Genomic DNA, 13,712 nt, shown 5'->3' with positions numbered 1-13,712 from the left:
AGCAGCGATGCCCGTACCCGACGAGCGGCAGGCCGGCGCGGCGCTCTGGTCGATGGCGCAGCTCGCCCTGCCGATGGCGGTGCGGGTGGCGGCCACCCTGCGCATCGCCGACCACCTCGCCGCCGGTCACCGCACGGCGGCGGAGCTGGCGCCGCTGACCCGCTGCGACCCCGACGCGCTCGAGCGCCTGATGCGGTACCTGGCCGCCCGCGGCGTGCTGGTCGCCGAGGGCGACGGCGGGTACGGTCTGACCGCGCTGGGCGAGGCGCTGCGCGACGACCACCCGGCCGCGGTCCGCGGCTGGCTGGACATCGAGGGGGCCGGACGGGGCGAGCTCGCCTTCGTCCATCTGCTCCACAGTGTACGGACCGGCGAGCCGGCGTTCCCGCTGCTGTTCGGCCGCTCGTTCTGGGACGACGTCAACGACGACGAGGAGCGGTCGGGTTCGTTCCACGACCTGCTCGGCGGGCAGGTGCCGGAGCGGGCGCGGGCGCTCGTGTCGACCGGCTACGACTGGGGCGCGCTGGGGCACGTCGTGGACGTGGGCGGCGGCAACGGCGCGGCGCTGGCCGAGCTGCTGACCGCGTACCCGTCGCTGCGCGGCACCGTCTTCGACCGGCCGGACACGGCGGAGACGGCGCGCAAGGCGCTGGCGGCCGCCGGTGTGGCGGACCGGGCCGACGTGGTGACCGGTGACTTCTTCGAGTCGGTGCCGGCGGGCGCGGGCGGGTACCTCGTCTTCCGGGTGCTGCACAACTGGCCGGACCACATGGCGCTGCGGATCCTGCGCGCGTGCGCGGCCGCCGCGGGCGCCACCGGCTCCGTCTTCGTGGCGGAGAACGTGGGCCCGGACGGCGCCTCCCCGATGCGCGGCATGGACCTGCGGATGCTCACGCTCACCGCGGGCAAGTCGCGCGGCGTCGCCGAGATCGGCGAGCTGGCCGCGCGGGTGGGGCTCGCGGTGAGGGCCGTGCACCCGGCCCGGCAGCTGTCCGTCGTCCAGCTCAGCGCGGCCCGCTGATGCCGGCCGGCACGCGCACGATGGGCCCCCGCGAGGCGGTGGCCGCCCTGGTGTCACCCGAGGGTCGGCGCGACCCGTACCCGCTGTACGAGGTGATCCGCGCCCACGGCGGGCTTGTCGCGGTCAAGCCCGGCCTCATGGTGGCCGTCGGGTACGCCGAGTGCGACGAGGCGCTGCGCGAGACGCGGCTGCGGGTGCAGGACGGGGAGAGCTACGACCAGATCTACCCCGCCTGGCGGGCGCACTCGTCGCTGCGCGCGTACACCGACTCGATGCTCTACCGGAACCCGCCGGACCACACGCGGATGCGGCGGCTGGTCAGCCACGGGTTCGCGCCGCGGCGGGTGGAGGCCCTGCGCGGACCGATCGAGCGGGTCACCGACCGGCTGCTGGACCGGATGGCCGAGCTGGGCGCGGACGGGCCGGTCGACTTCATCGCCGAGTTCGCCTCGCGCCTGCCGATCGCCGTGATCAGCGAGCTGCTCGGCGTTCCCGAGCGGGACCAGGCGTGGTTCCGCGACGTGGCGGCACGGATCACGATCGCACTGGAGGGGATCACCAATGTGGATCGCCTGGCTGTGGCCGACACGGCGATGGACGAGCTGGCCGCCTACTTCGACGACCTCGTCGCGCGGCGCCGTGCGGCGCCGGCGGACGACGTTGCCAGCGCGCTGGTCCAGGCGCACGACACCGAAGGGGAGCGGCTCAGCCGCGACGAGCTGATCGGCAACATGATGCTGATGCTCACGGCCGGCTTCGAGACGACGAGCTTCCTGCTCGGCCACGCGCTGCTGATCGCCCTGCGCACGCCGGCGCACGCCGCCCGCCTGCGCGGCGAGCCGGGCTTCGCCACCGGGTACGTCGAGGAGACGCTGCGCTTCGAGCCGCCGGTGCAGGCGACGAGCCGGTGGGCCGGGAGCGATGTCCCGCTCGCCGGCCAGCTGGTGCCGGCCGGTACCAAGCTGGTCATCATGCTCGCCGCCGGCAACCGCGACCCCCGCCGCTTCGCCCACCCGGACCGGTTCGACCCGGACCGGCCGCCGTTCGTCCCGCTGAGCCTCGGCGCCGGCGGCCACTTCTGCCTCGGCGCGCCACTGTCCAGGATGGAGGCGCGGATCGCGCTTCCCCGCCTGCTGCGCCGTTTCCCGGACATGGCGGTCGCCGGCGAACCGGTCCGGCGCGACACCTGGATCGGCCGCGGGCTCGACCTCTTCCCGGTGGCGGTGGGCTGAAGAGGCGAGCTGCCGCGACGTCCGCCGTGGCCCGGACCGCTGCCCAGGTGGGGGCGCGCTGCACTGTGGACGGTCACGGTCGAAGGTTGCTGGTCATGCCCTCTGCCGCCAGCATCGCGGTCTTGTGAACGCTTTAAATACTGATAGTATTTTGCTATGGCTCTTCGCGATGTCAGGGTGCTGTTGCTCTCTCCGCCGGTCCAGTCCCCCGTGGGGACGACGAACAAGCCGAACGCGTCGCTCGCCTACCCGAACCTGGCCGGTGCGGTGCGCGCCCACGGCGTGGACGTGCGGATCTTCGACGCCTGCGTCGGTGACGGGGACGACCCGCTCCAGGAGATGTTCGACAACCCCACGATGCTGCCCAGCGGCTACATGCGCACCGGAGTCAGCGACGAGCGGGTCCTGGAGGTGGCGGCGGACTACGACATCATCGGCATCTCGTCGATCTTCACGGACCAGGAGACGAGGGTCCTGCACTGCGCGCGGCAGATCCGCGAGGCGTACCCGGACAAGATCCTCATCTCCGGGGGAGTGAACGCGCGGTCCCGCCTGCCACGGTTCTTCGATGCGGGGTTCGACGTGGTCTGCCTGTCGGAGGCCGAGTTCACCATCGTGGAGATCATCGACGCGGTCCGGCAGTCGAGCCGCCCGGACTACTCGTCCATCCACGGGGTGGCGTTCGTCGACTCCAGCGGAGTCACCCGGATCAACCCCGCCCGGTCCAAGGACGTGGTGTGGGACCTGGACAAGCTGCCGATGCCGGCCTGGGACCTCCTGCCCAACAAGCGGTACTGGAAGATTGCCCGGCCGCACTCGGGCATGTTCGAGCCGGGTGTCGAGCTGCGGTACGCGCAGTTGATGACCTCGCTGGGCTGCCCGTTCCACTGCGCGTACTGCCACATCTCCGGCGAGCAGGAGGGCAGCATCGCCGGGCCGATCGGCAAGTTCCGCGTGAAGTCGGACGACCGGGTGCTGGCCGAGCTCGACTTCCTCAAGGACCTCGGCGTGACGGACGTCTTCATCGAGGACGACTCGCTGTTGGGTGACAAGCGGCGGGGGCTGCGGCTGCTGCGGAAGATCCAGGGTGCCGGCTTCACGATCTGCGACCTGAACGGCATCAACATCATCCACCTGCTGAAGAAGTGGAAGGCGGACCACGAGGTCCTGGAGGCGCTGGCGAACGCGGGTTTCACCCAGATCAACCTGCCGTTCGAGACGGGCAACCTGCGGGTCATGCGCAAGTACGCCAGCAACAAGCTGAACATCGAGATGGCCGACATCGAGTCGCTGATCGTCGCGATGAAGGAGTACAACTTCAGGATCACCGGCAACTACATGATCGGGTACCCGGACGAGACGATGGAGGAGATCGAGACGACCCTCCAGCTCGCCCGCGAACACATGTCGTACGGCATGGACGCCGCGAGCTTCTTCGTCGTGGTGCCGCTGCCCGGCTCCGCCCTCTACGACCTGTCGATCGCCGAAGGGCACTTCTCCCCGGACTTCGATCCGGACAACATGAACATCTACCACGCCAACATGAGCGGAACCCTCGTGCCGGCCGACAAGCTCGAGGAGATCCGGCACCGTGCGTGGGAGGAGATCAACAGGCCCTGGTACGTCGAGAAGAAGCGGCAGACGGCCACGAAATAGAGCCAGACCCCCTGGTCAGGGCCCGTCTCCGGGAGACGGGCCCTAACCGCGCTTCACGCCGACGAAGAGGCCGCGGCCGGTGCTGGTCATGTTGGCGCCCGGGTCGCGCAGGTACTCGACGTCGCAGCCGGCGCGCACGAAGGCGTCGCGGTAGTCGGTGTACTCGAACAGGGTGAACCGCTGAACGTGCACGAAGCTGCGGATGCCGTCCGCGTCCGCGGCGGCGTAGTGGGCCTCCAGGTGCGCGGTGCCGTCGACCATCGTCGTGCGGACCACCCGGGCGACCGTGGCGCCCTCCCTCACGACGACGTCGTGCCCGATGTAGCCGTCGAGGAACTGCTCGGGAAACCACCACGGCTCCGCCACGAGCACGCCGCCGGGGGTCAGGTGGCGGGCGAGGTTGGCGATCGCGGCGTCGAGCTCGGCCGTCGACGTCATGTAGCCGATCGTGCTGAACAGCGAGCAGATGCCGTCGAACGTACGGCCCAGGTCGAAGTCGCGCATGTCGCCGAGGTGGATCCGCACGTCGGGCACCTTGGCCTGCGCGACGGCGCGCATGTCGGGCGAGATGTCGACGCCTTCGACCAGAGCGAACATCGTGCGCCAGCGGAGCAGGTGCTCGCCGGTACCGCAGCCGACGTCGAGCAGGGACGTCGCGTCGGGGCGGCGGGCCCGGATGATGGCGGCCACGTCCTTGGCCTCACTGGTGAAGTCCTTGCCCCGTCCGATGTAGACCATGTCGTACCACTGGCTCAGCGGCCCGTAGTAGCCGCCGTAGTCCACGCGCTCCGCCGGCTGCTCGACGGTCGTCATGTTCTGCCCCTCCTGTAGCGCTCGGCCGGACGCGGTCACCAACCGGCCCGGATGGTCTTCGCGACGTACGCCCGGTCCTCCTCGGTGAGCCACCACCCGACCGGGATGTACACCATCTGGTCGTAGACGCCGTCGAGGCCCGGCAGCGGGACCCGGAACTCGCGCACGGCGGAGTGCCAGTCGTTGCGCCGCACGAAGCGGGTCACCGCGATGCCGGCCTCGGTCATCTTCCGCATGAACGCGTCCCGGTCGCGGACCTTGAGCGGGTACAGCCAGAACGACGAGTCGTGGCCGGGCGCGCGGTCGGTGAGCTCCAGCCCGGTCACGCCGGCCAGCTCCTCGTCGTAGTAGGCGGCGTTGGCCCGGTGCCGGCGCAGGTTTTCGTCGACGATCTCCAAGTTGGCCAGCCCCATCGCGGCGGCGATGTCGTTGAGCTGGAAGTTGTACCCCCACTCCGGCACGTCGTAGCTCGCGTTGATCCGGTCGGCCCGCCGGTCGATGCCGAGCCAGCGCAGCAGCTGCACCCGCTCGTGCATCCGCTGGTCGGGCAGCGTGATCATGCCGCCGGTACCGCAGGTCAGGTGCTTGAGCGCGTGGAAGCTGAAGATGCACACGTTGCCGTGGTTGCCCAGCCGGCGGCCGCGCAGCGTGGTGCCCCAGGCGTGCGCGCAGTCCTCGACGACCAGCGGCCGGTGGCCGTGCGCGGCCTCGGCGTCGTCCAGGATGCGGCTGAGCCGGTCCAGGTCCACCGGGTAGCCGGCCCAGTGCACCAGCGAGATCGCGGCGGTGGCCGGCGAGATCTTGCGGGCCAGGTCGTCGAGGTCGATGGTGAACGTCCCCGGGTCGACGTCGACCCACCGCAGGCGCAGCCCGTTGGCCAGCACCGCGAAGTTGGCCGCCTCGAAGGTGAGCGGCGTCGCCAGCACCTCGTCCCGCCCCGCCGGCCGCGGCTCGGCGCCCGGACCGGGGTCGGCGGCCAGCCGCATGGCCAGGTGCAGCGCGCTGGTGCCGTTGTTGACCGCGGCCAGGTGCGGGTTGCCGACGACCCGGCGCAGTGCCTCCTCGAACGCGCCCACGGTGGGACCGTGCACCATCATGCCGCTGCTGAACACGTCCGCGATCCGGCCCATCGCCGCCGGCGACATCGCGACCTTGAACAAGGGGATCATGGTTCGGCCCTTTCCTCGGTAGGGGTTCAGGTGCGCAGGCCGGGCGCCATCCACCACGGGTTCGCCCGAGCCCACCGGATCGTCCGGTCGATGCCCTCGCGCAGCGGGGTCTCGCACTTCCAGCCGAGCAGCCGCCGCGCCTTGGCCACGTCGGGCACGCGGCGGGGGATGTCCTCGTACGCGGCGCCGAACGCCTCGCCGGTCGCCAGCGGCTTCGGTGAGAGCCCGGTGCCGGACAGCGCGCAGACGAGCTCCACCACCTCGGCGACGGTGCTCTCCCGGTCGCTGCCGAGGTTGACGATCTCGCCGTCGACGGCGGGGTCGGCGCCGGCCAGCAGCGTGCCGGCGACCGCGTCCGCGACGTACGTGAACGCGCGGGTCTGCAGGCCGCCGTCGTACACGAGCGGGCGCTCGCCGCGCAGCACCCGGTGGATGGTGCGGCTGACCACGTAGGCGGGGCGCTGGCGCGGGCCGTACACGTTGAAGTACCGCACGACGCAGGCGCGCAGGCCGGTGCCGCGCGCGTACGCGAACGTGAGGTGCTCGGCCAGCGCCTTGCTCGACGAGTACGACCAGCGGTCGGTGTTCGTCGGCCCGAGCACGCGGTCGCCGTCCTCGGCCCACGGCACCTGGGGGTTCTTGCCGTAGATCTCGCTGGTGCTGGCGACCACCACCTTCGCGCCCACCTCGTGCGCGAGCCGCAGCACGTTGCGGGTGCCGAGCAGGTTGACCTCGATGACGTCCAGCGGGGAGGCGAGGTACCGGTCGACGCCGACCACCGCCGACAGGTGGTATACCACCTCGACGCCCGGCCGGATCGCACTGCGCAGTGCGGCCTCGTCGCGGATGTCCCCGACGACGTGCTCCACGCCGGCGGTGTGCGCGCCCGCGTCGGGCGGGGGAGGGCCGAGGTCGAACGTGCGGACCTGGCCGCCCTCCACGGCAAGCCGCTCCACGAGGTGGCTGCCGATGAAGCCGCTGCCACCGGTCACGACCGCGGTCATCGGCCGACTCCCCGGTACCGGTAGCCGAGCGACGTCAGGTCGGCGATGGTGTCCGGCGGGTAGTACATCCGGCCGTCGAAGATGAGGCACGGCATGGCCACCTCGGCGCGCAGCCGCGCGAAGTCGAGCCGGTGGAACTCCTGGTGGCCCGCGAGGATGGCGATCGCGTCCACACCGGACACCGCGGCCTCGACCGACGCGACCGGCCGGGCGCCGAAGCGCGCCTCCACGTCGGCCGGGTCCGCGAGCGGGTCGAAGAGGCGCACCGCGGCGCCGGTGGCGCGCAGCGCGTCGACCACCCCGACGACCGGGGTGTCCCGCAGGTCGCCGGTGTTGCTCTTGAACGCGACGCCGAGCACCGCCACCGTGCACTCCGCCGGCGCCTTGCCCAGCGCGGCCAGCTCGTCCGCGATGAGCTGGCCGGCCCGGGTGGGCATGGCGTCGTTTACCCGGCGCGCGGTCTCGACGGTCTCCAGGGCGATGCCCCGGTCGGCGGCCGCCCGCCAGGCCATCCACGGGTCCTTGGTGAGGCAGGAGCCGCCCACGCCGACGCTGGGCAGCAGGATGTTGACCCGGCCCTCGCCCTTGGGCAGCGCGTTCGCCGCGGCGATCACGTCCAGCACGTCCACGCCGTGCGGGGCGCAGAACTGGGCCAGCTCGTTGGCGAGCGCCACGTTCACGTCGATCCACCAGTTGGAGGCCAGCTTGACCACCTCGGCGGTCTCCAGGCCGGGCAGCGTCTGGACCGGTACGTCGAGCGCCTGCTTCCAGAACTGCACGGCGGCCGCGGTGCTCTCCGGGTCGTAGCCGCCGACGACCACGGGAAGCTCGGCGAGCTGGCGCAGCGCGCTGCCCTGCGCCAGCCGCTCGGGGCAGTACGCCAGCCCGAAGTCGCGCCCGGCGACCAGCCCGCTGCGCTCCAGCAGGGGCAGGACCAGCTCGCGGGTGGTGCCTGGCGGGACGGTGCTCTTGACGACGACGAGCTGCCCGCGGCGCAGCCGGGTGGCGAGCCGCTTGCACGCCTCCTCGAGCTGGTCGGTGACGATCCGGTGGTCCGGGCCGACGGGCGTGCCGACGGTGATGACCACGACGTCGGTCGCGCCGGCGTCCTCGTACCCCGTGGTGCAGGTGAACCGCCCCGAGCCGGCCAGCCGGGCGACGGCATCGGCGAGCCCGGGCTCGGGGATGGGGCAGCGCCCGTCGCGCAGCTCGTCGACGAGCGCGCGGTTGCTGTCGACGCCGGTGACGCGGAGGCCCCGCTCGGCGAGGGTCACGCCCAGGCAGGACCCGACGTAGCCGAAGCCGACGACCGTGACCGAGGGAGCGTGTGAATCGGGGAGAAAACGCATGACGGCTGCGCACCACCCTTCTCGACCGCCGGCGGCGATGCCGGCCTGCGCGGGGCTCCTGATCGCTATGCTTCATTAAAGCATGTGATCGGGGGAGCGAGGTTGCCAAGCTGCTGAGGGCGTGGCTGGTCTCCAAGAGACTATGTCATGTTAAACTCAAACGCCTCCGTTCGATCCGCGGCGCTTTGCGAGGGGCAGATGCGTTTCGACACCAGGCTCGTCCACATAGGACAGCAAGCGTCGCCCGGTACCGGTGCGGCCGTCCCGCCAATCCACGTCGCCACCACCTACGAACGGCGGGTCCAGGATCCGCCCCGCTACTTCTACGCGCGCGGCGAGCAACCCACCCGGGAGGACCTGGAGAGCTGCCTTGCGGCGCTCGAGGACGCCCGGTTCGCCACCGTCTACGCCTCCGGGCAGGCGGCCGGCATGACCGCGCTCTCCGTGCTGTCGCCCGGGCAGACCGTGCTCGCCTCCGACGACGTGTACGGCGGCACGTATTCGCTGTTCGCCCTGCTCGCCGGCTACGGGATCCGGATCACGCAGGTCGACCTGGCCGACCCGGCCGCCCGCGACGCGGCGTTCGACGCCGCCGGGCCCGACCTGGGCGCGGTGTGGGTCGAGACGCCCACCAACCCGATGCTGAAGGTCACCGACATCGCGGAGGTCAGCCGCCGGGCGCACGCCCTCGGCGCGTACGTGGTCGTGGACAACACGTTCGCGAGCCCCGCGTTGCAGCAGCCGCTCGCGCATGGCGCGGACGTGTCGCTGTACAGCACCACGAAGTTCATCGCCGGCCACCTCGACGCGGTCGGCGGCGCGCTGGTCACCGACGAGGCCGCGCTGCACGAGGGTTTCCTGCGCTACCGCACCACCGCGGGCAACGTGCCCGGCGGCCTCGACTGCTTCCTGATCCACCGCGGCCTCAAGACGCTGTCCGTGCGGATCCAGCGGCAGGTGGAGAGCGCGCAGCGGGTGGTGGCGGCGTTGCGTGCCGAGCCGTCCGTCGGCGCGCTGTACTACCCCGGCCTGCCGGACCACCCGCAGCGCGAGGTGGTCGCCCGCCAGATGACCGCGCCCGGTTCGATGATCTCCTTCGAGTACCGCGGCGACCCGCAGAAGCTGATGGACCGCCTGCGGATCTTCATCTGCGCGGTCAGCCTCGGCGCGGTGCAGTCGCTTGTGGAGTGCCCGGCCACGATGACCCACTGGGGCGTGCCGAAGGACCAGCGGGACCGCCTGGGCATCACCGACAGCCTCGTCCGCCTGTCCATCGGCATCGAGGACCCCGTCGATCTCGTGGACGACCTTCTCGCCGCCCTCCGCGCCGAGGAGTGACCAACCCGCTGGGAGGAGCACACAGACATGAGCCGAGCCGACAACGGTCCCGCGACACTGCGCCTCGACGGGGGCACGGCCACCGAGCTTCGCCGCGCCGGCGTCCCGCTGAGCGCACCCTGGTGGACGACCCGCGCGGTGCTCACGGATGCGCGCCGCACGGTGCTGCGCGACACGCACGAGCGCTTCCTGAGCGCCGGCGCGGACGTGATCACCGCGAACACGTTCCGGTGCAACCTCCGCGCGCTGAGCCGGGCCGGCCTGCAGGACGCCGGGCTGGCCTGGATGGTCCACGCCGCGGTCGGCGTGGCCTTCGCCGCCCGCAACGCCGCGGGTACGCCGCGGACGCAGATCGCCGCCTCGGTCGCGCCCGTCGAGGACTGCTACCGGCCGGACCTGGTGCCGAGCGACGAGGAGCTGCGCACCGAGCACGCGTGGCTGGCCACCGAGCTGAGCCGCTCCACCGTCGTCGACCTCACGCTGATCGAGACCATGAACAGCGAGCGCGAGGCCCGGATCGCCCTCGAGGCGGCGCTGGCCGGCGGCCGCCGCGCGTGGGTGAGCTTCATCTGCGACAGCGGCGCCCGGCTGCTGTCCGGCGAACCGCTCGACCGGGTCGCCAAGGCCGTGGAGGCCGACGGTGCCGAGGCGGTGCTTGTCAACTGCACCGCGCTGGCGGACACCGAGGACTGCCTGCGGGCGCTGCGCGAGGCCTGCTCCGGCCCGATCGGCGCGTACCCCAACGTCGAGGACCGCAGCAGCCTGCCCCGCTGGACCCACTTCGACGGCGAGCTGCCGGCCGCGCTGGAGCCGGAGGCGTTCGGCGAGCTGATGGCCCGGTGGCGCCAGGACTACGGGCTGGCGATGGTCGGCGGCTGCTGCGGCGCCACTCCCGAACACATCGCCGCCATGTCGCGCCTCGTCAAGGACTGAGCCGCGCCTGTGGGCGCGGAACGGATCGTGGTACGCATACGCCTCAGAGGGGCAGGTGCGTACCACGATCTGAGCTTGGCCACCGCGGCGGGCGAGGCCGCGCGCGACGGTCCGGACCGCCGCGGACGTCGCGGTAGCCCGGATCCGGAATGTGCTCAGGCGGCGGGTGAGGCCGCGCGCGGGGTGGTGGCGCGCAGGCAGAGCGCGGTCGACCGGAGCAGCAGGCCGTCGCCGTCGGCGAACCGCTCGCGGGCCGCCTCGCCGACCGCGCGCCAGGTGGCCGGGTCGCCGGCGTCGCCGGTGCGCTCGCGGATCGTGTCGAGCAGGCCGGGCGGGGTGATCGCGCGGCTGAAGCCGGTGTACTCCGCCACGGACGCGAAGCGGAACGGGACCATGACCTCCTCGACCGTCACGTCGACGAAGCCGGCCGCGCGCACCTCCGCCGCCAGCTGCGCCGGGTCGGCCATGCTGAACGGGCCCGGCAGGCCGGGCGGCGGTGGCGGCAGCTGGAGGCGCTGGCTCACCGCGGCGAAGCTGAAGGCCACGATCGGCGCGGCCGGTGGCGGGCCCCACACGGCCGCCGCGAGGACGCCGCCGGGCACGAGCAGCCGGGCGATCGCGCGGAACGCGGCCACGTGGTCGACCGCGAACATCAGGCCCCAGCGGCTGAGCGCGACGTCGAACGGGCCGGCGGGCAGCCGGTCGCCGTCCTCGACGTCGGCCACCGCGTACTCCACATTGGGCATCCCGGCCGCGCGCCGGCGGGCCGCCTCGACCATCGCGGGCGCGAGGTCTATGCCGAGCACCCGGCCGCGCGGGCCGACCAGGCGGGCCGCGCTCAGCGCCGGCTCGCCGAGCCCCGTGCCGACGTCCAGCACCGCTTGGCCCGGCCCGACACCGCCGGCGGCCAGCAGGTGCCGGGTGACCTGCGCGGCGTACCGCTCGAAGAGGTCCGTGGACGCCTCCCACCCGACGCTGACCGCGTCCCAGGTCACCCGCTGCTGCTGCTTGATCCGGACCGGATCGATCGTCGGCTGTACCACGGCGGCCCCCTCGCTCGAATCCTGGCAATCGGCATAACTATATCGAAGTGAAGCGGACGAGTCTCCGATGGACGTGAGCGGCTTGAGTTGCTAGAAAGATATATAGCAAACCTGTAGCGGTCTGGAGCGGACATGGATGCGGGGAAGGCGGCGCCGGACATCGTGCTGACCCGGCTCGCGCAGGCTTACCTCGACCGGTGGTTCCCTGGCCGGCGCACCGCGGGACCGATGGCGGGCGCGGTGCCACGCTGGGACGAGGGGTACTGCCGCCGCGTCGCGGCGTGGTACGACCGGGGGCCGGCGCTGGCGTACGACGCCCGGCTGAGCCAGCTCTACGACCGGTTCAAGTGGGAGACCGTGCGGCAGTTTCACGCGATCGTCGACGCGGGGCTGCGGGTGGCGCCCTGGCTGCGGCCCGGCCAGCCGTACGCCAGCTCGGCCGAGCTGTGCGCGTCGGTCCGCGCGACCGGCACCCTCTACGTGTACCTGACCAGCGAGGGCCACGGGTCGACGCCGACGCCCGGCTTCCACCCGCTGCGGCAGCCCTCGGGCGTCACTGTGGACGGCGTCGAGCTGGCGCACAACGACCTCTTCCGGGCGGTGCACGACATCTTCGGCCACGTCATGTACGGCAACTCCTTCTCCGCCCGCGGCGAGTTCCGCGCCACCTTCTGCCACATGGAGATGTACTCCGAGGACGTGCACCCGGTGCTGTTCACCGAGCAGGTGGCGCAGATCTGCTGGTACTACTTCGGCCCGCACCTGACGGACGGCGACCGGCGGTACCCGGAGCAGAAGGTCTTCGAGTTCCCGCGGTTCTTCCTCGATCAGTTCAAAGGCATGTTCGCCGGGGTCGCCACCGGGCCGGCCCCGACCGACGGATAGGGGACCACGATGTCCACACTGGACGATTCGATCCGCGACGACTTCCCCATCCTGCGCCGCCGGATCGACGGCAGGCCGCTGGTGTACCTGGACAACGCGGCGACCACGCAGAAGCCGGTCGCGGTGCTGGACGCGATGCGGGACTACTACGAGACGACCAACAGCAACATCGGCCGCGGGTACTACCGGCTGAGCTTCGCCGCGACGGACGCGTACGAGCACAGCCGCGGGGTCGTGCAGCGTGCGCTCAACGCCGAGCACGCGGACGAGATCGTCTTCACGCCCGGCACCACCGCCGCCCTCAACCTCGTCGCCGACACGTTCGGCCGCTCGGTGGTGCACGAGGGGGACCGGGTCGTGGTCAGCGGGATGGAGCACAACTCCAACCTCCTGCCCTGGCGGCGGCTCTGCGAGACGACCGGCGCCGAGCTCGTCGTGGTCTCCGGGGACGCGACCGGCCGGATCTCCCCGGCGCGGCTGGCGGCCGCGCTGGACGAGCGGGTGCGACTCGTCGCCCTCACCCACGTCTCCAACGTCCTCGGCACCGTGAACCCGATCCGCGAGCTGGTCGCCGAGTCACACCGGCACGGCGTACCGGTCGTGGTGGACGGTGCGCAGGCCGTGCCGCACTGGCAGGTCGACCTGCGCGACGTCGGCGCCGACTTCTACGTCTTCTCCGGCCACAAGGTGTACGGCCCGATGGGCATCGGCGTGCTCTACGGCCGCCGCGAGCTGCTCAGCGAGCTGGAGCCGTACCAGGTCGGCGGCGGCACCGTGAAGGGCGTGACGCACACCGCGCCGGTGAAGTACGTGCCGGTGCCCGCCCGCCTCGAAGCCGGCACGCCGAACGTGGCCGCCGCGGTGGGCCTCGCCGCCGCCCTCGAATACGTCGAGAAGCTCGGCTGGCAGAACGTCCAGGCGCACAACGACGCGCTCGTGCGCACCGCGGTCGAGCTGCTCACCGAGCTGCCCGCGGTACAGGTACTCGGCGACCCCGCGGGCGACCCGGCCGGCATCGTCTCGATCACCATGCCGGGCATCCACCCGTACGACGTCGGCGGTCACCTGGACAAGTTCGGCATCGCGGTGCGCAGCGGCGTGCAGTGCGCCAACACGTTCGTCGACGAGCTCGGTCTGGTGGGCACCGTGCGGATGTCCTTCGCCGTCTACAACACCGAGGCCGAGATGCGGCAGGTGCGGGACGCGCTGCGTACCGTGGAGCCCGGCTTCTGGACGCACGAGCACCCGACCGAGCGATTCCTCTGACCG

12 protein-coding genes are annotated in these 13,712 nt (G+C 72.0%); 7 read left to right on the top strand and 5 right to left on the bottom strand.

Going from position 1 to position 13,712, the window contains the following annotated elements:
- Positions 1-7 precede the first annotated feature (7 nt).
- The 3 genes from Phou_RS04885 (at position 8) to Phou_RS04875 (ending at position 3,909) form a co-directional block, all read left to right on the top strand.
- On the top strand, positions 8-1,021 hold the full coding sequence (locus tag Phou_RS04885; RefSeq protein ID WP_218578748.1) for a methyltransferase: 1,014 nt from the start codon (positions 8-10) through the stop codon (positions 1,019-1,021).
- A complete protein-coding gene (locus Phou_RS04880; protein ID WP_218578746.1) occupies positions 1,021-2,253 on the top strand; it encodes a cytochrome P450 in 1,233 nt (410 codons plus the stop codon). The genes Phou_RS04885 and Phou_RS04880 overlap by 1 nt, the downstream gene beginning before the upstream one ends.
- A 156-nt stretch (positions 2,254-2,409) precedes the next feature.
- Positions 2,410-3,909 (top strand): B12-binding domain-containing radical SAM protein, encoded by a 1,500-nt coding sequence (locus Phou_RS04875; RefSeq protein WP_173053918.1) that lies wholly within the window; start codon positions 2,410-2,412, stop codon positions 3,907-3,909.
- A gap of 42 nt (positions 3,910-3,951) precedes the next feature.
- On the opposite strand, the gene Phou_RS04870 is transcribed toward Phou_RS04875, so the two are convergent.
- Genes Phou_RS04870 through Phou_RS04855 form a run of 4 tightly spaced genes read right to left on the bottom strand, consistent with a single transcriptional unit; the run spans position 3,952 to position 8,244 of the window.
- Positions 3,952-4,722, bottom strand: coding sequence for a class I SAM-dependent methyltransferase (locus Phou_RS04870; RefSeq protein ID WP_173053916.1), 771 nt, complete (start codon positions 4,720-4,722; stop codon positions 3,952-3,954).
- A gap of 35 nt (positions 4,723-4,757) precedes the next feature.
- Entirely contained in the window at positions 4,758-5,891 is a 1,134-nt protein-coding gene (locus tag Phou_RS04865) for a DegT/DnrJ/EryC1/StrS family aminotransferase (protein WP_173053914.1), read from the bottom strand.
- Positions 5,892-5,917: 26 nt separating this feature from the next.
- Positions 5,918-6,895 carry an NAD-dependent epimerase/dehydratase family protein gene (locus tag Phou_RS04860; protein WP_173053912.1) on the bottom strand — a complete coding sequence of 326 codons (978 nt, stop codon included), beginning with the start codon at positions 6,893-6,895 and terminating at the stop codon, positions 5,918-5,920.
- Positions 6,892-8,244 (bottom strand): nucleotide sugar dehydrogenase, encoded by a 1,353-nt coding sequence (locus Phou_RS04855; RefSeq protein WP_173053910.1) that lies wholly within the window; start codon positions 8,242-8,244, stop codon positions 6,892-6,894. The genes Phou_RS04860 and Phou_RS04855 overlap by 4 nt, the downstream gene beginning before the upstream one ends.
- A 198-nt stretch (positions 8,245-8,442) precedes the next feature.
- Here Phou_RS04855 and Phou_RS04850 point away from each other — a divergent pair, with 198 nt between their 5' ends.
- Together Phou_RS04850 and Phou_RS04845 are read left to right on the top strand one after the other, a co-directional pair.
- Positions 8,443-9,582 (top strand): trans-sulfuration enzyme family protein, encoded by a 1,140-nt coding sequence (locus Phou_RS04850; RefSeq protein WP_173053908.1) that lies wholly within the window; start codon positions 8,443-8,445, stop codon positions 9,580-9,582.
- A 27-nt stretch (positions 9,583-9,609) separates the two neighbouring features.
- The gene (locus tag Phou_RS04845; RefSeq protein ID WP_173053906.1) at positions 9,610-10,515 is read left to right on the top strand and encodes a homocysteine S-methyltransferase family protein; all 906 of its coding nucleotides are present in this window, start codon (positions 9,610-9,612) and stop codon (positions 10,513-10,515) included.
- A gap of 155 nt (positions 10,516-10,670) precedes the next feature.
- Here the strand turns inward: Phou_RS04845 and Phou_RS04840 are convergent, their stop codons facing one another.
- Complete coding sequence (locus Phou_RS04840; RefSeq protein WP_246273244.1) at positions 10,671-11,558, bottom strand: class I SAM-dependent methyltransferase; 888 nt, start codon at positions 11,556-11,558, stop codon at positions 10,671-10,673.
- Between the two features lie 132 nt (positions 11,559-11,690).
- Between Phou_RS04840 and Phou_RS04835 the strand changes: the two genes are divergently transcribed.
- Both Phou_RS04835 and Phou_RS04830 read left to right on the top strand, forming a co-directional pair.
- Positions 11,691-12,443, top strand: a complete 753-nt coding sequence (locus Phou_RS04835; protein WP_246273243.1) for a hypothetical protein — start codon at positions 11,691-11,693, stop codon at positions 12,441-12,443.
- A 9-nt stretch (positions 12,444-12,452) separates the two neighbouring features.
- Positions 12,453-13,709, top strand: coding sequence for an aminotransferase class V-fold PLP-dependent enzyme (locus Phou_RS04830; RefSeq protein WP_173053904.1), 1,257 nt, complete (start codon positions 12,453-12,455; stop codon positions 13,707-13,709).
- Positions 13,710-13,712: the final 3 nt, after the last annotated feature.

The organism is Phytohabitans houttuyneae, assembly GCF_011764425.1.
In the GTDB taxonomy this organism is placed as follows: domain Bacteria; phylum Actinomycetota; class Actinomycetes; order Mycobacteriales; family Micromonosporaceae; genus Phytohabitans; species Phytohabitans houttuyneae.
This window is presented reverse-complemented; position numbering and strand designations above follow the sequence as displayed.